This is a genomic window from Blastococcus capsensis, assembly GCF_030165005.1.
Classification (GTDB): domain Bacteria; phylum Actinomycetota; class Actinomycetes; order Mycobacteriales; family Geodermatophilaceae; genus Blastococcus; species Blastococcus capsensis.
Genome location: NZ_JASNNW010000001.1, coordinates 460,513 through 478,043 on the forward strand (window position 1 = coordinate 460,513; position 17,531 = coordinate 478,043).

A 17,531-nucleotide genomic window follows, 5' to 3' on the forward strand; every position below is an offset into this window, starting at 1 on the left:
CGCCAGGGGCGACACAACCGCGCCTGCGGAACTACGGTGCATCCGTGCCTCCCGATTACCGGATCGCCGAAGCGGCCGCGCTGCTCGGCGTGAGCGACGACACGGTGCGCCGCTGGATCGACGCGGGGCGGCTGGCCGCCTCCCGCGAGAGCGGCGGGCCGGCGGTCGTCGACGGCGTCCAGCTGGCCCGGCTCGCGACGGAGCTGCGCGACCCTCCGGAGCCCGGGACGACGCCGTCGTCGGCCCGCAACCGGCTCACCGGGATCGTCACCCGCGTGGTCCGCGACACCGTGATGGCCCAGGTGGAGCTGCAGGCCGGCCCGTTCCGGCTGGTCTCGCTGATGTCCCGCGAGGCCGCCGACGAGCTCGGGCTGGAGCCGGGGGTGCGGGCGGTGGCCACGGTCAAGGCCACCCAGGTCAGCGTGGACGTGCCGTGAGGCGGGCGCTCCCGGTGCTCGCCGTGCTGGCCCTCGTCGCCGGCTGCAGCGGAGAGGGCGCGGACGAGGACGGTGGCACGCTCACCGTCCTCGCCGCGGCCTCCCTGACCGACGTCTTCGACCGGCTGGCCGAGCGGTTCCGCGAGGAGCACCCTGGCGTCGACCTCCGGATCAGCTATGGCGGCAGCGACGGCCTGGCGGTGGCGATCACCCAGGGCGCACCGGCCGACGTCTTCGCCTCCGCCGCCGAGGAGCAGATGGCCGTGGTCACCGGGGCGGGACTGGCCGCGGAGCCGGAGACCTTCGCCGGCAACGTCCTGACGATCGCGGTGCCCGAGGGCAACCCGGCGGGGATCACGGGGCTGGCAGATCTCGCCCGGGAGGAGCTGACCCTCGCCGTCTGCGCACCCGAGGTGCCCTGCGGCGCAGCGGCGGGGGAACTTCTCGAGGTGGCCGGCGTCCAGGCCCGGCCGGACACCTACGAGGAGGACGTGCGGGCGGCGCTGAACAAGGTGGGGCTGGGGGAGGTCGACGCGGCGCTGGTCTACGCCACTGACGTCGCCGCCCGCCCGGACCGGGTCGACGGCGTCGAGGTGCCCGAGGCGGACTCGGTGGTCAACGACTACCCGGTCGCCGTCCTCGACGACGCCCCGAACCCCGCCGCGGCCCGGGCGTTCGTCGACCTGCTGCTGTCCGACGAGGGGCGGGAGGTCCTGGCCCGGGCGGGGTTCCGCGCCCCGTGAACCGCGAGACCAGCCGGGTGCCGGCGCCGCTCCTGCTGCCCGCCGCCCTCGGGGTGGCTTTCCTGCTGCTGCCGCTCGTCGGGCTGCTGGTGCGCACGCCGTGGTCGCAGCTGGGCAACCAGCTCGCCGCTCCCGGCGTCGGCGAGGCGCTCCGGCTATCGCTGCTGTCGGCCACGCTGGCCACCGCGCTGTCGCTGCTGCTCGGCGTCCCGCTGGCCTGGGTGCTGGCCCGGTCCCGTGCCCGCGGGGTGTCGGTGCTGCGGGCGCTGGTCACCGTGCCGCTGGTTCTTCCGCCGGTCGTGGGCGGCGTCGCGCTGTTCCTCGTGCTCGGGCGGCAGGGGATCGTCGGCTCCTGGCTGGACGACGCCTTCGGCATCACGATCCCGTTCACGACGGCGGCCGTGGTCATCGCCGAGACGTTCGTGGCCATGCCGTTCCTGGTGATCAGCGTCGAGGGCGCCCTGCGCGCCGCCGACGCCCGTTTCGAGGACGTCGCCGCCACGCTGGGCGCCGGCCGCTGGACGACCTTCCGGCGGGTGACGCTCCCGCTCGTGGCTCCCGGCGTGGCGGCCGGTGCGGTGCTCTGCTGGGCGCGGGCGCTGGGTGAGTTCGGCGCCACCATCACCTTCGCCGGCAACTTCCCGGGCACCACCCAGACGATGCCGCTGGCGGTCTACCTGGCGCTGCAGCGCGATCCCGAGGCCGCGGTCGTGCTCTCCGTCGTCCTGCTGGCCGTATCGCTGGCCACCCTGCTGCTGCTCCGGGACCGCTGGCTCGGCCGGGGGGCGGCGTGAGCGAGCTTGCGAGCTCACCAGTGGGCACAGCAGCGCCGCGAACGCGGCCGACGAGCGCCAGCGAGGAGGGCCCGTGAGCGTCGCGGCGTCGGTCGACGCCGTCCGGGGCAGCCTCCGGCTCCAGGTCGAGGTGACCGTCGCCGACGGGGAGGTGCTGGCCCTCCTCGGCCCCAACGGGGCCGGGAAGTCGACGTTCGTCCGCATCCTGGCCGGATTGCTGCGGCCCGACCGGGGCCGGGTCGTCGTGGACGGCGAGATCTGGGACGACGGCGCCACCTTCGTCCCCGCGCACCGCCGGGAGCTGGGCATGGTGTTCCAGGACGCGTTGCTGTTCCCGCACCTGAGCGTGGCCGACAACGTCGCCTTCGGGCTGCGCACCCGTGGCATGCGCCGGGGCGCCGCCCGGGAGAGAGCAGCCGGCTGGCTGGCGCGCGTCGGGCTGGAGGAGCTCGGGGACCGGCGCCCGGCGGAGCTCTCCGGCGGACAGGCGCAGCGTGCGGCCCTGGCCCGGGCGCTGGCCGGCGACCCGTCGCTGCTGCTGCTCGACGAGCCGCTCTCGGCACTGGACGCGCGCACCCGGCTGGCCGTGCGGGCCGAGCTGCGCCGGCACCTCGCCGGGTTCGCCGGGAGCACGGTCCTGGTCACGCACGACCCGGTGGACGCGCTGGCGCTGGCCGACCGCGTCGTCGTCGTGGAGGAGGGGCGCGTCGTGCAGACCGGCACGCCGGTCGAGGTGAGCCGCCGCCCCCGCACCGACTACGTGGCCCGGCTGGTCGGCCTGGCGCTGCTGCCCGGCACCGGCGCGGGCATGCTGGTGCGGCTCGACGGCGGTGGCACGGTGGCCGTGGCCGAGGAGACGTCCGGCCCGGTGTTCGCCGCCGTCCGGCCGGAGTCCGTGGCGCTCTACCCCACCCGGCCCGCGGGCAGCCCGCGCAACGTGTGGCCGGCCCGGGTGGTGGCGGCCACCCCGCACGGCGCCACGGTGCGCTGCGAGCTGGCCGGTCAGGTGCCGCTGGTCGCCGACGTCACCGCCGCCTCCTTCGCCGAGATGGGGCTGGCTCCAGGCGCCGAGGTGTGGGCGAGCGTCAAGGCCTCCGAGGTCGCCGTCTACGCCCGCTGACGCCTCGGAGCCGCGAGGATCAGGGAAGCTGCTCATCGCGCGGCGGGGGCTGGGAGGGTGGGGGAGTGAGTTCACCGATCCTCGCCGCCGTCGTCCTCGCCGCCGGGGGCGGCCGCCGCTACGGGATGCCAAAGGCGCTGGTGCAGTACGAGGGCAGCCTGCTGGTCGAGCGGGCGGTGGCGACGGCGCACGAGGTGTGCGACCCGGTGCTCGTCGTCCTGGGCGCCCAGGCGGTGGACGTCTGGCGGGCGGCTGACCTCACCGGGGCCACCGTGCTGGCGAACAAGGACTGGGAGACCGGCATGGCCTCCTCGCTGCGCGCCGGGCTGGACGGGCTGCGCGGCTGGCCGTTGGCGGCGGGGCGGCGGGGTGGGGGAGCGATGGACGCCGCCCTGGTCACGCTGGTCGACATGCCCGGCATGACGGCCGGCGCGCTGCGGCGGATGGCCGAGCACGCATCCCCGGACGCGCTCGCCGTCGCCACCTACGACGGCGTCCGTGCGCATCCGGTGCTGCTGGGCCGCGAGCACTGGGCCGGGGTCATCGAGACGGCGACCGGCGACGAGGGCGCGCGCCGGTATCTCGCCGCGCACGACGTCGTCGAGGTCGACTGCACCGGCCTGGCCGATCCGGCCGACCTCGACGTCCCGCCGCCCGGGGTACCTTCGGGCCCGTGATCGCCCGGGTCGTCGATGCGCCGCTGTCCGTCGCCGAGCACGAGGACGCGGTCGCCGACAAGGCGGCCGGCGCGGTCGTCTCCTTCGCCGGTGTCGTCCGCGACCACGACGGCGGCCGCTCGGTGACCGAGCTGGAGTACGTCGGGCACCCGAGCGCGGCCGACGTGATCACCGAGCTGGCCGAGGAGTTCGCGGCCCGTCCCGGCGTGCACGCCGTTGCCGTCAGCCACCGCATCGGCCTGCTCGGCATCGGCGACGTCGCCCTGGCCTGCGCGGTCAGCACCTCCCACCGCGGCGAGGCGTTCACCGCCTGCGCCGAGCTCGTCGACGAGGTGAAGAAGCGGCTGCCGATCTGGAAGCGGCAGGTGTTCACCGACGGCGAGGAGGAATGGGTCGCCTGCCCCTGAGCTACCGGTTCACGGGCCCGCCGGCACGGGTGGGGGCCCCAGGATCTCCACGCCGTGGAGCTCGCCCGCGTGGGCCAGGGCCGCCGGGTCGACCGGCGCGGGGTCGGGCAGCCGCCGCTCGGTGGCCGGCGCGCCGACCGCGGCGGCGAACCGCTCGAACCCGGCCGGGGTGGTGATCTGCAGGGTCCGCAGCGGCCCGTCCGGCGCGACGACGAACGTGTGCGGCACGCCCGCCGGCAGCAGCACGAAGTCCCCGGGGGTGGCGGTGAACGACTCGGTCCCGCAGGTGAAGGTGGCCGAGCCCTCGAGGACCTGGAACATCTCCGTCTCGTCCAGGTGCCGGTGCAACGGCGGAGCGAAGCCGGGCGGGTTCAGGAACTCCACGACGGTGACCCCGCCGTCGGTCTGCGGCCCGCCCGCCTTGACGGTGACCAGGTTCCCCAGGAACCACAACGCTCTGCCCTCGCCGGCGCGCAGGAGCAGAGGGCTCGTAGGGAGCGGATCGGGCATGACGGCTCCATTCGGGTGGACACTGTCTATCGAATAGATGGCAGTATGGTCACTCGAGTGAGTGCAGTCAAGGGCCCCCGCGCCTACCGGTCCCCTGTCCGCGAGGAGAGCGCTCGGCGAACCCGTCGCGCGGTCACCGCGGCCGCTGCGGAGCTGTTCACGACGCGCGGCTACGCCGCCACGTCGCTGGCCGACGTCGCCCGGGCGGCCGGCGTGGCCCGCCCCACGGTGTTCGCGGCGTTCGGCTCCAAGCCCGCCCTGCTCCAGCGGGTCCTCGACGAGGCCTTGGCCGGCGACGACGAGCCGGTCCCGGTGGCCGACCGCCCCTGGTTCCGCCCGGTCTGGGCGGCTCGTGAGCCGGCCGCCGTCCTGGACGCCTACGCCGGCGTGTGCACCCTCATTGCCGAGCGTGCCGCGGCCGCGTTCGAGGCGGTACGGCGCGCCGCCGACACCGCGCCCGAGGTGGCCGAGCTCTGGCAGACCCTGCAGCACAACCGGGTGCGGGGGGCGCGAATGGTCCTGGAGCACCTGGTCACGACCGGCGCCCTGCGCGCGGGCCTGTCCTTCGAGCGCGCGGTGGATGTGCTCTGGCTGCTCAACGACCCGGCGCACCACGCGGCGCTCGTCGGCTCCCGCGACTGGTCGCCCGACGACTACCGCGGCTGGCTCGCCGACCAGATGCAGCGCGCACTGCTCGACCGCTGACGCGGCCGGCTCAGCCGGCGCACTCCCGTACCGGAAGAGCCGGTACGTCGACGTCCACGCGGAACCGTGACCTGGTCACCTGCTCAGCTCGCACCGGTGCCCTGCTGCCGGTCGTCGGAGGTCGCGAGGAGGGTGCTCAGCATGCGCGCCGTCGTCTCCACCAGGGCGAGGTCACGGGCTGCACTGCGCGGCCTGGCACGGAAGGCCACGGCGCACAGCGTGCCGTGCAGCTGTCCGTCGCGGGTGACGAGCGGCACGCCGATGTAGGCGGCGACGTCCTGGATCAGCCCGGTGGTGCGGCTGGCGTACTCCGGGACGGCGGCAGTGACGGTGGCCACCCGCGGCGCCCGGCCCTCGATCATCTGCCGGCAGAAGCTGCGCTCCCACGCCAGCTCGGTACCCGGCCGCACCGCGCCGTCGGGGTGGGCGTGCACCACCCGTTGCACGTCACTCTCCACGTGGGTGACCAGCCACACGTCCCAGCCCAGGTAGTCGTGCAGGAAGCGGAGGGTGCCCCGGGCCGCGGCGTCCCAGTCGCTCCACGGTGCCACGTCGGCGATCCGTGCCGGAACCATGCCGGTCGGTATTCCCTGCGCAGCTCCTGACCAATCGCCGTCGAGGCGTCAGCGGGCGCCGGCGAGCCCGTCGTCGTCCTGTTCCCCGGCGCGCTGGAGCTCCGCCTCATGGGCCTCGGCCTCCAGCCGGTGCGCCTCGCCGTCCACCTGGGCGGCCGCGTCGCCGTGCGACTCGCCGTACAGCTGTTCGGCGCGGCCGTACAGCTCCTCGGCCTTGGCCTTCGCCTTGTCGAAGATGCTCATGTCCCCCATTCTCGCGGGCGGATCGATCCCCGGCCAGACGGTTCGGCTCCCGGGCCTGTCAGCCTCCGGGCACTCGGGTCGGCTTCCGCGGCCCGGTCCGCTCCTCGCTCGCTGGCGCTCGCTGCGATGCTCCCGGGCCTGTCAGCCTCCGGCGAACGGCGGCAGCACGTCCACCACCGAACCCGGTGCCAGCGCCGTCGCCCGGTCGCGGGTCTGGGTGCCGTCGACCAGGAACGAGCAGGCGGTGAGCACCCGCTCGAGCCGTTCGCCGTGGTCGGCGACGATCTGCCCGACCAGCTGGTCGAGGGACGTCGCGTCGCGGGTCTCGGTGTCCACGCCGGAAGCGGCGCGGGCCCCGGCGAAGTAGCGCACGGTGACCGGCACGCTCACCCCCCGATCGCCGACATCGGCCGGTTCGGCTGCAGGAAACTCGGGTCGTCGATCCCGTGGCCCGGCAGCTTGCCGAGGGTGGCGATCCGCCAGCGGTCGGCCAGCTCGGCGTCGGTGGCGCCCTCGCGCATCGCCGTCCGCAGGTCCGACTCCTCGCGGGCGAACAGGCAGTTGCGGATCTGCCCGTCGGCGGTGAGCCGGGTCCGGTCGCAGGTGCCGCAGAACGAGCGGGTGACCGAGGCGATGACGCCCACGGTGGCCGGGCCGCCGTCGACCAGCCAGCGCTCGGCCGGCGCGGAGCCCCGCTCCTCGGTGTCCGGGGTGAGCGTGTGCGCCGCCGACAGCCGCGCCAGGATGTCCTCCGCGGTGACCATCTCGCCGCGGGTCCACGCGTGGTGGGCGTCCAGCGGCATCTGCTCGATGAACCGCAGCTGGTAACCCTGCTCGAGGCAGTAGTCCAGCAGCGGGACCGCGTCCTGCTCGTTCAGGCCGCGCATCAGGACGGCGTTGACCTTGACCGGGGTGAGCCCGGCGCCGCGGGCCGCGGCCAGGCCGGCGAGGACGTCGTCCAGCCGGTCGCGGTGGGTGAGCTGCTTGAACCGGTTCCGGTCGACGGTGTCGAGGCTGACGTTGATCCGGTCCAGCCCCGACGCGGCCAGCGCCGGCGCCACCCGGGCCAGGCCGATGGCGTTGGTGGTGAGGCTGACCTCCGGGCGGGGGTGCAGCGCCGTCACCGCGGCGACGATGCCCACCAGACCCGGGCGCAGCAGCGGCTCGCCGCCGGTGAAGCGGACCTCGCGGATGCCCAGCTGCTCGACGCCGATGCGCACCAGCCGGACGATCTCCTCGTCGGTGAGCACCTCGACCTTGGGCAACCAGTCCAGCCCCTCGGGCGGCATGCAGTACGTGCAGCGGAGGTTGCAGCGGTCGGTCAGCGAGACCCGCAGGTCGGTGGCGGTGCGGCCGTACCGGTCGACCAGGCCGCCGCTGCCCGGGGCGGGCGCGGCCGGGTCGCTCCGGACCGTGGGCTCGGGGAGCGAGGCGCTGGTCATGGCCCGAATGTAGCCGCGCCCCGCGACAGGCGCGGGCCCGTGGAGCGCAGCGGCGTTGCTACCGTCGCGGTCGCCACCCGAGAGACCGGCGGAGGTCGTCCCGCACTCGCCCGTGGCCAGGAAGCGCGAGAGAGCCGTGTCCGCCGGAACCGTCTTCAGCCCCTACCGCCGCCTGTTCGCCGTCCCCGGCGCGGCCGCCTTCTCGCTGGCGGGCTGGGTCGGGCGGCTCCCGGCACCCATGCTCGGCCTGGGTGCGGTGCTGCTGGTCGAGCAGGAGACCGGCAGCTACGGCCTCGCCGGCGCCGTCTCCGGCACGCTGGCGCTCAGCTACGGCCTGGCCGGGCCGCAGTGGGCCCGGGCCATGGACCGGCAGGGCCAGGGGCCGGTGCTGCGCGTGGCGATGGCCGCGTTCCTGGTCACCGGCGTGGCCTTCGTCGCGGCGGTCGTCGCCGGCGGGCCGCGCTGGAGCTGGTTCCTGCTCGCCGCCGCCGTCGGGGGCAGCAGCCCGAACATCGGTTCGCTGGTACGGGCCCGCTGGTCGGCGGTGCTGGACCCCGCCGGCCGGCAGACCGCCTTCGCCTTCGAGGCGGTCGCCGACGAGGTGGTGTTCGTCGTCGGCCCGGTGCTGGTGACCCTGCTCGCGACCCTGGTCGCACCCCCGGTCGGCTTCCTCACCGGCGTGGTCCTCGGCGCGGTCGGAGGCCTGTGGCTGGCGGCGCTGCGCGACACCGATCCGCCGGGGCACCCGCTGCGGGCCGACACGCCCGTCCGGTGGTGGGCGGCGCTCACGCCCACGCTGCTGGTCGTCGTCGTCACGTACCTGGGCGTGGGCACGGTGTTCGGTGCGATCGACGTCGTGGTGGTGGGCTTCGCCGAGGCGGAGGGCGCCCAGGCGCTCTCCGGCGCGGTGCTGGCCGTCTTCGCCGGCGGGAGCCTGGTCGCCGGGCTGGTCTACGGGCTGGTCCGGCTGCCCGGCACGCTGGCCGCCCGGTTCGTGGGAACGACGGTGGCCTTCGGGCTGGCCGCGCAGCTGCTGTGGGGCGTCGGTTCGCTGCCGGCGCTCATCGGCTGCGGGTTCCTCGCCGGGCTGACGATCGCGCCGGTGCTGGTCTCGGGCACCTCGCTCGTGGAGTCCCGCGTCGCCCCCGGGATGCTCACCGAGTCGCTGGCCTGGACCATCTCGGGCCTGACGCTGGGCGTCACGGTGGGGTCGGCGCTGGCGGGCGCCGCCGTGGACGCCTGGGGCGCCGAGGCGGCGTTCGCCGTGCCCGCCGGGGCCGCGGCCGCCGCGGCCCTGCTGGCCCTCGTCGGGAGCCGGGCGCTCCGACCGCGGCCGGACACCGGCGCCCTGGGCGTCGTCCGGGTTGAGCGACCGATCGACGGGTAGGCGGACGGGAGGCCGGTCGCGCGCAACCGATCGCGCGGCGCCCCCCGAGCGGAAGGAATGCCCGTGGCTGCAACGCCCGCCCCCGGAGTGCCCACCATCGCCCTGAACAACGGTGTCGAGATCCCCCAGCTGGGCTTCGGCGTCTTCCAGATCCCGCCGGACCAGACGGTCGAGGCAACCCGGACGGCCCTGGAGATCGGGTACCGGCACATCGACACCGCCCAGATGTACGGCAACGAGGCCGAGGTCGGGCAGGCGGTGCGGGAGTCGGGCCTGGACCGCGGCGAGGTATTCGTCACGAGCAAGCTCAACAACAACCGGCTCGAGCGTGACGACATCCTGCGCTCGTTCGACCAGAGCCTGAAGGCCTCGGGCTTCGACTACCTGGACCTCTTCCTCGTCCACTGGCCGCTGCCGGCCGCCAGCGACTACGTGGCGCGGTGGAAGGTGCTCGAGGAGATCTACGCGAGCGGCCGGGCCAAGGCCATCGGCGTCTCCAACTTCAACCCGCACCACCTGCGGAACCTGTTCGCGTCTTCGGAGACGAGGCCGGCGGTCAACCAGATCGAGGTCCACCCCTACCTGACCCAGGAGGACGTGCGGGCTTTCGGCGCCGACCACGAGATCGTGACCGAGGCCTGGGCGCCGATCGCCAAGGGCAAGGTCACCGAGGACGCGGTGATCGCCGGGATCGCCGAGCAGCTCGGGAAGACCGCCGCCCAGGTGACGCTGCGCTGGCACATCCAGCGCGGTGACGTCGTCTTCCCCAAGTCGGTCACCCGCAGCCGGGTCGAGGAGAACTTCGCGATCTTCGACTTCGAGCTCGACACGCAGCAGATGGGTGCGATCACCGCGCTCGACCGCGGTGAGCGCACCGGCCCCGACCCGGACGACTTCAACTGGATCCCCCGCTGAGCTGACGCCCCCGGCGTCGGCCGCATGGCGATCCTCTTACGGACTCCTTACGGCGGGCGCCGGATCGTTTCCCGGCGCCCCTGCCGGACACCTCATGCAGGGTCCGGCGCAACGCCGAAGCCTGCAGAGGAGAACGACGATGATCGACGCCGCCAGCATCGCGGAACTGGGCCATCGCGACGTCTACGACGCCACCGGCAGCCGGATCGGCGAGACCTCCGAGGTCTACCTGGACGACCAGACCGGCCTGCCCGAATGGGTGACGATAAAGACCGGTCTCTTCGGCACCAAGGAGACCTTCGTCCCGCTGCGGGACGCCGAGCTCACCACCGACGGGCTGCGGGTCCCGGTCGCCAAAGACGTCGTGAAGGACGCCCCGAAGATCGATCCGGACGGCCGGCTCTCGCCGGCCGAGGAGCGGGAGCTCTACCGGTACTACGGGTTGGAGCGGGACGACGAGGTCGAGGTGTCGGCCCCCCGCACGGTCACCGAGCCCGCGCACCCGGTCGACGCCGTGCGGCTGGACGTGACCGACGACGTGGTGGTCAGGCGCGACGACGAGGTGGTCAGCCGCGACGACGACCAGGTGGCAGGTCCGCTGGACCCGCCGGAGGCTCAGCGCAACGTGGCTGCGCCGCAGACCGAGAAACCGCTGCTGCGCCGCTACGGCGAGCGCTGACCACCCCGGTCTCCGGGCGGCGCGGGGTGTCGTCGGCCCCCGCGCCGCCCGCGGTCCTTGCCTCCCACGGCTAGCCAGGCACGGCGGGACTACCTGCCGCAGGCGCCGATGAAATCGGCGACCATCTCCATGTACCAGAGCGGGCCGGCCGGCTGGGCCGCGGCGGAGCGGGTCGCGGGTGAGCAGCTGCCCGGGCGTCCGGTCGGCCCGGTGCAGACCGTCGCGTCGACCCCGGAGGAGCCGCGGTCGCTGGGAACCGTCCGGGCCGGCTGCACCGGCGAGCTTCCGGAGTGCGGTTGGTTCGCGGGTGACGTCGGCTCGGCTCAGCCCACCTACGGGAGTGAGGTCGTCGTGGCGGACATCGCGACGGCGGCCGCGGCCAGCGACGCCCGGTGGCGGGATCACGTGGGCGCCGCTCTGCGGGCGGGACGGGCGGTCGTCTTCGGCTCGGGAGCCGTCGACGACGCGGGGCAGGTGACGCTCGCCGGTTCCACGTGGAACGGGACGCGCGAAGTGGAGCTCGGCCGCGTGGCGCTGCCCGCCACCGAGATCGACGTGTCCGCCACCGAGCTGCTCCGGGTGCCCGCGCTGCCGCGACCGGCTCGCGCTGGCCGACGCCCGGCCCGACCTGGCGACGCTCGCCGCGATCGGGGCGGCGCCGCGCGACCGACGGTTCATCGCCCATGGGGTCGGCCGCGGTGATCGGGATGGGGGGCGCCCTGTTCGGCCTGCTGGTCGGCTTCGCGCCGGGCGTCGCCGTGGCCTATCCGTTGACCAGCACCGACTACGGGGCGGGGGCGCGGCCGCTGATCGACGTCCCGTGGCCGCTGCTCGCCGGCATCGCGGTGGCCGTGCCCGTCCTGGCCGTGGCGGTCACCGGGATCACCGTCCGCTCCCGCCTGCCGATGGTGTCGCGCGTCGCCGACTGGGCCGACGCTCCCTACGTCGCCGGCTGCGCCGCCGTCGCAGGGGAGTCCTGCCGGTCCTGCGGTGCCTGCGAGACCTCCGGGGCGGGAGCAGCCTCCCGGGGGCCGGCGCCGGGAGCGGCGGGGAGGTCCGGCCACGGCGCGTCGGTGCCGTTGCGAGGGATGGCGTGGGGATCGTCGTGCGTCAGAGGCCGCATGGCCGTTCTCACCCTTCTCTTCCCCGTGCTGGACTGTGTTCCAGAGCACAGTGCCCGGGAGGCGGGCGAGTCATTCCCGGGAAGGCTCAGTCCGTCGTGACGAAGTCGATGAGCTCCTCGACCCGGCCGATGAGCGCCGGCTCGAGGTCGGTCCAGGTGCGCACGCGGGCGAGGATGCGCTGGGCCCACACGTAGCCGGTGTCGTCCTCCCAGCCCAGCCGCTTGCAGACGCCGCCCTTCCAGTCCTCGCCCTTCGGCACGGTCGGCCAGGCCTTGATCCCGACCACCGAGGGCTTCACCGCCTGCCAGATGTCGATGAACGGGTGGCCGACGACGAGGGCGTGCTCGCCGGTGACCTGCTGGGCGATCCGCGTCTCCTTGGACCCGGTCACCAGGTGGTCGACGAGCACGCCGAGGCGACGGCCCGACGACGGCCGGAACTCGCGGACGATGCCCGGCAGGTCGTCGACGCCGTGCAGCGGCTCCACCACGACGCCCTCGATCCGCAGGTCGTGGCCCCACACCTTCTCGACGAGCTCGGCGTCGTGCTTGCCCTCGACGTAGATGCGCCCTTCGCGCGCCACACGGGCGCGGGCGCCGGCCACGTAGGTCGAGCCGGACGCACTGCGGGCCGGGCCGGCGGGCGCGGCCGGCCTCGGCCGCACCAGGACCACCGGCCGGCCCTCCACCCAGAACCCGGGCCCGAGGGGGTAGGCGCGGACGCGGCCGCGGCGGTCCTCGAGGTGGACGACGTCCTTCTCGCAGCGCACCACGGCGCCGACGAACCCCGAGCTCGGGTCCTCCACCACCAGGTCGCGCTCCGCCTCCACCTGCGGGCTCGGCTTCTTGACGGTGCGGGGGTGGACCAGGTCGTCGTACGGCGAACGGGGTGGCATGCCTCCATGCTGAGCACGACGCACCCGCTGTTCCAGGACGACGCGCCGGGCCGCGCCCGGCGGCGGGCCGGCACGGGAGGCGCCGACACGCCCGGCCAGGGCGAAAATCCGCAGTGTGACGATCGGTACCGCCGCCGATCCTCTCGGCCGATGACCCGGTCGCTCGCCATCTACGCCGCCCTGACCTGCGGCTACACCGACCGCCCGGCGGCGAGGCGGGTCTGCGGGCGGTGGTCGGGCTCCGTTGCACCGACGTGACGATCGACGGCGTGTCGTTTGTCGTCGCCCATTGCGGTCACCCATCTCCGTGACGAACGCAACCCCGAGCGCAGATAGGAGCGACAACGACCATGATCGGCACCGAGACCATCAGCCGCGTGATCGGCCAGGACGTCTACGACACCGAGGGCCAGAAGATCGGGTCGGCCTCCGAGGTCTACCTGGACGACGAGACCGGCCAGCCCGAGTGGGTGACGGTTCGCACCGGCCTGTTCGGCACCAAGGAGTCCTTCGTCCCGATCCGGGACGCGGACCTGACCAACGACGGCGTCCGCGTCGCCGTGACCAAGGACCGGGTCAAGGACGCCCCGAAGATCGACACCGACGGTCACCTGTCCCCGGCGGAGGAGCAGGAGCTCTACCGCTACTACGGCCTGGGCACCGGCATGGCGACCGAGACGACCGCGGGCAGGACCGAGACCACCGACGCCGCCCGCATGACCGAGACCACCGACACCGCGCGCATGACCGAGACCACCGGCACCGTCGGCCACGACACCTCCGGCCCGACCACCGACAACGCCATGACCCGCTCCGAGGAGCGGCTCAACGTCGGCACCCGGTCCGAGGAGACCGGCCGCGCCCGGCTGCGCAAGTACGTCGTGAGCGAGAACGTCACCGAGACCGTGCCCGTGACGCGGGAAGAGGTGCGTGTCGAGCGCGAGCCGATCACCGACGCCAACGTCGGCAACGCCCTCGACGGCCCGGCGATCAGCGAGGAGGAGCACGAGGTCACCCTCCACGCCGAGCGCCCCGTGGTGGAGAAGGAGGCCGTGCCGGTCGAGCGCGTCCGCCTCGACAAGACCACGGTCACCGACCAGGAGCAGGTCTCGGCCGATGTGCGCAAGGAAGAGATCGAGACCGAGGGCGGCGACGACACCCGTCGCATGTGATCGCCCCCGGCTCCGGCCGGAACTGACGACGGCGGCCGCCCGAGGAGTACTCCTCGGGCGGCCGCCGCCGTCGTCCCCGGGGGGGGTGACACGCCCAGGCCGGCCCCGGGCCCGCCCCCCCCCCCCGCCCCGCCGCCCCCCCGGGGGGGGCGCCCCCCCCCCCCCCCCGCCGCCGTCGTCCCGGGGGTGGTTCAGTCGCCGAGGCAGGCCGCGAGCGCACCCACCATGAGCGGGACGTCGAGCGCGGAGGCGAGCTCCCGGCAGGAGTGCATGGCCAGCATGGGCGCCCCGATGTCGACCGTCGCGATCCCCAGCCGGGTCGCCGTCAGCGGGCCGATGGTGCTGCCGCACGGGAGATCGGCTCGGGTGACGAACGACTGCACCGGGACCGACGCCTCCGCGCACCGCTCGGTGAACCAGCCACCGGTGGCGGCGTCGGTCGCGTAGGCCTGGTTGGCGTTGAGCTTGAGCACGGGCCCGCCCCCGAGCTGGGGCTGGTGGGCCGGCTCGTGCCGGTCGGCGCGGGTCGGGTGCACGGCGTGCGCCATGTCGGCCGAGACGAGCACGGAGCGGGCGAGGGCCCGGTGCGCCGCCTGCGGGTCGGCCGGGTCGGTGGCCGCGGCCAGCCGCCGGACGACGTCCTCGAGGAAGCTGCCGCGCGCACCGGCCATCGAGCCGCTGCCCACCTCCTCGTGGTCGTTGCAGACCAGCACCTGGGTCCGCTCGCCGGCGGGCGCCGCCAGCAGGGCGAGCAGCCCGGAGTGGCAGCAGGCCAGGTCGTCCAGCCGGGGCGCGGCCACCCAGGTGCCGTCGGCGCCGGTGCGCGCGGCCGGCTGGGTGTCGGCCAGCACCAGGTCGTGACCGACGACGTCGTCGGTGGCGACGTCGGCCGTGTCGGCCAGCGCGGCCATCAGCCCCGGCTCCTCGGCCAGGTCGTGTGACCAGACCGGCACCAGGTGCCGCTGCGGGTCCAGGGTCAGGCCCTCCCGCACCGAGCGGTCGAGGTGGATCGCCAGCGAGGGCAGCCGCAGCGGGGCGCCGGGCAGCCGCACGAGGGCGGTCGCGCCACCACGCAGCACCAGCCGCCCGGCCACGGTCAGCTCGCGGTCCAGCCAGGTGTGCCACAGGCCGCCGCCGTAGGGCTCGACGCCGACGAGGCGGTACCCCGCCTGCCGGACGTCGGAGCGCGGCCGCACCTTGAACGTGGGGGAGTCGGTGTGCGCGCCCACCAGCCGCATCCCGGCCTCGGCCAGCGGGGCGCTGCCCATCCGGAAGGCGACCAGGCTGCCGTGCCGGACCACGAAGTGCCGCCCACCGGGGGACGGCGCCCAGGCGTCGCCCTCGGCCAGCTCGGTGAATCCGGCCGCGGTGAGCCGCCGGACCAGCTCGGCGACCGCGTGCGCGGGGGACGGGGAGGCGTCGACGAACGCCCGCAGGTCGTCGCCGAGGGCGAGCTCGTCGGTCGGGGCGGCATCCGGCTTCGGCATGCGGCCATCGTGCCCGACGCGTCCGGCGGCGCGGGGGCGGGCGCGGGGGGAAGCCTGCAGGTGGGATGCTCGCGGTGTGAGCGAGCCCACGGTCCCCGGCAGCCCTGGCGAGCTGGCCGCCGCGCTCGACGCGACCGGGTACCTGCCCGACGAGGGCCTGGCCACCGCCGCCTACCTGGCCCTGGTCATGCACCGACCGCTGTTCCTGGAGGGCGAGGCCGGCGTCGGGAAGACGGCGCTGGCCCAGGCGCTGGCGCAGCTCACCGGCCGGCCGATCTACCGGCTGCAGTGCTACGAGGGGCTGGAGGCCAGCCAGGCGCTCTACGACTGGGACTTCGGCCGCCAGCTGCTGCACCTGCGCGCCGCGGAGGCCGCGCACGCCGCCGACGACCCCGCGCGGCTGGAGGCCTCCCTCTACGACCGCCGGTTCCTGCTGGCCCGGCCGCTGCTGCAGGCGCTGGAGGATTCCCCGAGCGTGCTGCTGATCGACGAGGTCGACCGCGCCGACGACGAGTTCGAGGCGTTCCTGCTGGAGGTGCTGAGCGACTTCACCATCTCCATCCCCGAGCTCGGCACGGTGCGGGCCCGGACGCCGCCGCTGGTGGTGCTCACCTCCAACCGCACCCGCGAGGTGCACGACGCGCTCAAGCGCCGCTGCCTCTACCACTGGCTGGCCCACCCGGACTTCGACCGCGAGGTGGCGATCCTGCGCCGCCGGCTGCCCGAGGTCACCGAGCAGCTCGCGCACCAGGTGGCCCGGGCGACCGCGACGCTGCGCACCCTCGACCTGCTCAAGCCGCCCGGGGTCGCCGAATCCATGGACTGGGCGACGGCGCTGCACACCCTGGGCGCCCGCGAGCTCGACCCGGACCTCGCGGCGCGCACGCTGGGCGCGGTGCTCAAGTACCGGGAGGACACCGAGCGGGTGCGCTCGCTGCGACCGGAGGCGCTTTTCGGTGGCTGACCCCGGCACCGCCCCAGGCATAGGAAGCTTTACCCCCCACAACGGGGGTCCGGACGTAGGTAAAGCCTCCTATGCCCGGGTGCCAGGGAGGGACGTCGTCGACACCGTGCTGGGCTTCGCGCGCACGCTCCGGCACGCCGGCGTCGGCGCCTCTCCCGACCGGGTGTCGGCGATGCTCTCCGCCCTCGGGCACCTCGACGTGCTGGACCCGGCGGCGGTCTACTGGGCGGGCCGGCTGACCCTCTGCGCCGGGCCGGACGACCTGGACCGCTACGACGTCGCGTTCCTGGCGTGGTTCTCCGGGCAGCGCGCCCGGATACCCCGCACCGCCGCGCAGCCGGAGGTCCGGCTGGCCGCGAGCGCGCCGCTGGATGCCGGGACCGGCGAGGGCGACGACGACGGCGACGCCCCCGACCTGGCGGCGCAGGCCAGCGCCGACGAGGTGCTGCGCCACCGGGACGTCGCCGGGCTGACCGACGCCGAGCGTGCGCACCTGCGACAGCTGTTCGCGCTGCTCGTGCCGGCGTCGCCGATGCGCCCGGCCCGGCGCCGGCGGCCGGCCGTCCACGGCGCGATCCACCCGGGCCGCACGGTGCGGCGCGCGCTGCGGGACGGCGGCGAGGTGAGCCGGCTGCTGCACCGCCGGGCGCGCCCCCGGCCCCGGCGGGTGGTGCTGCTGATCGACGTCTCGGGGTCGATGACGCCCTACGCCGATGCGCTGCTGCGGTTCGCGCACGCCGCGGTGCGGGCGCGTCCGGTGTCGACCGAGGTGTTCACCATCGGCACCCGGCTGACCCGCGTCACCCGCGAGCTGCGGCTGCGCGACCCCGACCGGGCGCTGGCCGCCGGGGGCCAGGCGATCCCGGACTGGTCCGGCGGCACCCGGCTCGGTGAGGTGCTCAAGGCCTTCCTCGACCGGTGGGGGCAGCGCGGCACGGCGCGGGGCGCGGTGGTCGTCGTCTGCAGCGACGGCTGGGAGCGCGGCGGCACCGACCTGCTGGCCGCGCAGATGGCGCGGCTGCGCCGGCTGGCGCACGCCGTCGTCTGGGTGAACCCGCACAAGGGCCGGAGCGGCTACGAGCCGCTCACCGGCGGGATGCAGGCGGCGCTGCCGTCGGTGGACCACTTCGTCGCCGGGCACAGCATGGCCGCCTTCGAGGAGCTGTCTGGAGTGATCTCGCGTGCCTGAAGGACCCCTCGAAGGCCCCCCCTGCCACCCACCGCTCGCATGCTCGCGCCGGGCCCCTGCAGGGAG

At 74.9% G+C, this 17,531-nt stretch carries 22 protein-coding genes; 15 read left to right on the plus strand and 7 right to left on the minus strand.

Annotation, left to right across the window (positions count from 1 at the left end; all coding sequences use genetic code 11):
• Positions 1–44 precede the first annotated feature (44 nt).
• The 6 genes from QOZ86_RS02100 (at position 45) to QOZ86_RS02125 (ending at position 4,178) form a co-directional block, all read left to right on the plus strand.
• On the plus strand, positions 45–437 hold the full coding sequence (locus QOZ86_RS02100; protein ID WP_284490286.1) for a TOBE domain-containing protein: 393 nt from the start codon (positions 45–47) through the stop codon (positions 435–437).
• Positions 434–1,180 (plus strand): molybdate ABC transporter substrate-binding protein, encoded by a 747-nt coding sequence (gene modA, locus QOZ86_RS02105; RefSeq protein WP_284490287.1) that lies wholly within the window; start codon positions 434–436, stop codon positions 1,178–1,180. Before QOZ86_RS02100 ends, modA begins: the two co-directional genes overlap by 4 nt.
• Positions 1,177–1,974 carry an ABC transporter permease gene (locus tag QOZ86_RS02110; protein ID WP_284490288.1) on the plus strand — a complete coding sequence of 266 codons (798 nt, stop codon included), beginning with the start codon at positions 1,177–1,179 and terminating at the stop codon, positions 1,972–1,974. Before modA ends, QOZ86_RS02110 begins: the two co-directional genes overlap by 4 nt.
• A 73-nt stretch (positions 1,975–2,047) precedes the next feature.
• Complete coding sequence (locus QOZ86_RS02115; protein ID WP_284490289.1) at positions 2,048–3,094, plus strand: ABC transporter ATP-binding protein; 1,047 nt, start codon at positions 2,048–2,050, stop codon at positions 3,092–3,094.
• Between the two features lie 65 nt (positions 3,095–3,159).
• The gene (locus QOZ86_RS02120) at positions 3,160–3,771 is read left to right on the plus strand and encodes a nucleotidyltransferase family protein (RefSeq protein WP_284490290.1); all 612 of its coding nucleotides are present in this window, start codon (positions 3,160–3,162) and stop codon (positions 3,769–3,771) included.
• Positions 3,768–4,178: a molybdenum cofactor biosynthesis protein MoaE gene (locus QOZ86_RS02125; RefSeq protein ID WP_014378492.1), complete on the plus strand. Its 411-nt coding sequence runs from the start codon at positions 3,768–3,770 to the stop codon at positions 4,176–4,178. The genes QOZ86_RS02120 and QOZ86_RS02125 overlap by 4 nt, the downstream gene beginning before the upstream one ends.
• A gap of 9 nt (positions 4,179–4,187) precedes the next feature.
• Here the strand turns inward: QOZ86_RS02125 and QOZ86_RS02130 are convergent, their stop codons facing one another.
• A complete protein-coding gene (locus QOZ86_RS02130) occupies positions 4,188–4,688 on the minus strand; it encodes a quercetin 2,3-dioxygenase (protein WP_284490291.1) in 501 nt (166 codons plus the stop codon).
• Between the two features lie 57 nt (positions 4,689–4,745).
• Here QOZ86_RS02130 and QOZ86_RS02135 point away from each other — a divergent pair, with 57 nt between their 5' ends.
• Complete coding sequence (locus tag QOZ86_RS02135) at positions 4,746–5,393, plus strand: TetR/AcrR family transcriptional regulator (protein WP_284490292.1); 648 nt, start codon at positions 4,746–4,748, stop codon at positions 5,391–5,393.
• An 83-nt stretch (positions 5,394–5,476) separates the two neighbouring features.
• Here the strand turns inward: QOZ86_RS02135 and QOZ86_RS02140 are convergent, their stop codons facing one another.
• The 4 genes from QOZ86_RS02140 to moaA all read right to left on the minus strand — a co-directional run bounded on the left by QOZ86_RS02140 (position 5,477) and on the right by moaA (position 7,653).
• Entirely contained in the window at positions 5,477–5,944 is a 468-nt protein-coding gene (locus tag QOZ86_RS02140; RefSeq protein ID WP_284490293.1) for a GAF domain-containing protein, read from the minus strand.
• A 72-nt stretch (positions 5,945–6,016) separates the two neighbouring features.
• Positions 6,017–6,211 carry a hypothetical protein gene (locus QOZ86_RS02145; protein ID WP_284490294.1) on the minus strand — a complete coding sequence of 65 codons (195 nt, stop codon included), beginning with the start codon at positions 6,209–6,211 and terminating at the stop codon, positions 6,017–6,019.
• A gap of 141 nt (positions 6,212–6,352) precedes the next feature.
• Complete coding sequence (locus QOZ86_RS02150) at positions 6,353–6,601, minus strand: MoaD/ThiS family protein (protein ID WP_284490295.1); 249 nt, start codon at positions 6,599–6,601, stop codon at positions 6,353–6,355.
• Positions 6,598–7,653 (minus strand): GTP 3',8-cyclase MoaA, encoded by a 1,056-nt coding sequence (moaA, locus tag QOZ86_RS02155; RefSeq protein ID WP_284490296.1) that lies wholly within the window; start codon positions 7,651–7,653, stop codon positions 6,598–6,600. The genes QOZ86_RS02150 and moaA overlap by 4 nt, the downstream gene beginning before the upstream one ends.
• Before the next feature lie 136 nt (positions 7,654–7,789).
• Between moaA and QOZ86_RS02160 the strand changes: the two genes are divergently transcribed.
• The 5 genes from QOZ86_RS02160 to QOZ86_RS02180 all read left to right on the plus strand — a co-directional run bounded on the left by QOZ86_RS02160 (position 7,790) and on the right by QOZ86_RS02180 (position 11,857).
• The gene (locus QOZ86_RS02160) at positions 7,790–9,040 is read left to right on the plus strand and encodes an MFS transporter (protein ID WP_284490297.1); all 1,251 of its coding nucleotides are present in this window, start codon (positions 7,790–7,792) and stop codon (positions 9,038–9,040) included.
• 63 nt (positions 9,041–9,103) lie between these two features.
• Positions 9,104–9,955, plus strand: a complete 852-nt coding sequence (locus tag QOZ86_RS02165) for an aldo/keto reductase (RefSeq protein WP_284490298.1) — start codon at positions 9,104–9,106, stop codon at positions 9,953–9,955.
• 139 nt (positions 9,956–10,094) lie between these two features.
• A complete protein-coding gene (locus tag QOZ86_RS02170) occupies positions 10,095–10,634 on the plus strand; it encodes a PRC-barrel domain-containing protein (RefSeq protein WP_284490299.1) in 540 nt (179 codons plus the stop codon).
• A gap of 108 nt (positions 10,635–10,742) precedes the next feature.
• Positions 10,743–11,336: a hypothetical protein gene (locus tag QOZ86_RS02175; protein ID WP_284490300.1), complete on the plus strand. Its 594-nt coding sequence runs from the start codon at positions 10,743–10,745 to the stop codon at positions 11,334–11,336.
• Positions 11,318–11,857 (plus strand): hypothetical protein, encoded by a 540-nt coding sequence (locus QOZ86_RS02180; protein WP_284490301.1) that lies wholly within the window; start codon positions 11,318–11,320, stop codon positions 11,855–11,857. Before QOZ86_RS02175 ends, QOZ86_RS02180 begins: the two co-directional genes overlap by 19 nt.
• Here the strand turns inward: QOZ86_RS02180 and QOZ86_RS02185 are convergent.
• Positions 11,844–12,653 carry a DUF3097 domain-containing protein gene (locus QOZ86_RS02185; RefSeq protein ID WP_284490302.1) on the minus strand — a complete coding sequence of 270 codons (810 nt, stop codon included), beginning with the start codon at positions 12,651–12,653 and terminating at the stop codon, positions 11,844–11,846. The two genes, QOZ86_RS02180 and QOZ86_RS02185, sit on opposite strands and share 14 nt — an antisense overlap.
• 350 nt (positions 12,654–13,003) lie before the next feature.
• Here QOZ86_RS02185 and QOZ86_RS02190 point away from each other — a divergent pair, with 350 nt between their 5' ends.
• The gene (locus QOZ86_RS02190; protein ID WP_284490303.1) at positions 13,004–13,825 is read left to right on the plus strand and encodes a DUF2382 domain-containing protein; all 822 of its coding nucleotides are present in this window, start codon (positions 13,004–13,006) and stop codon (positions 13,823–13,825) included.
• 191 nt (positions 13,826–14,016) lie between these two features.
• Here QOZ86_RS02190 and QOZ86_RS02195 read toward each other — a convergent pair whose 3' ends face one another.
• The gene (locus QOZ86_RS02195) at positions 14,017–15,312 is read right to left on the minus strand and encodes a M18 family aminopeptidase (RefSeq protein WP_284490304.1); all 1,296 of its coding nucleotides are present in this window, start codon (positions 15,310–15,312) and stop codon (positions 14,017–14,019) included.
• A 76-nt stretch (positions 15,313–15,388) separates the two neighbouring features.
• Between QOZ86_RS02195 and QOZ86_RS02200 the strand changes: the two genes are divergently transcribed.
• Together QOZ86_RS02200 and QOZ86_RS02205 are read left to right on the plus strand one after the other, a co-directional pair.
• Positions 15,389–16,276, plus strand: coding sequence for an AAA family ATPase (locus QOZ86_RS02200; protein WP_284490305.1), 888 nt, complete (start codon positions 15,389–15,391; stop codon positions 16,274–16,276).
• A gap of 79 nt (positions 16,277–16,355) precedes the next feature.
• Positions 16,356–17,465, plus strand: coding sequence for a vWA domain-containing protein (locus tag QOZ86_RS02205; RefSeq protein ID WP_284490306.1), 1,110 nt, complete (start codon positions 16,356–16,358; stop codon positions 17,463–17,465).
• Positions 17,466–17,531 lie beyond the last annotated feature (66 nt).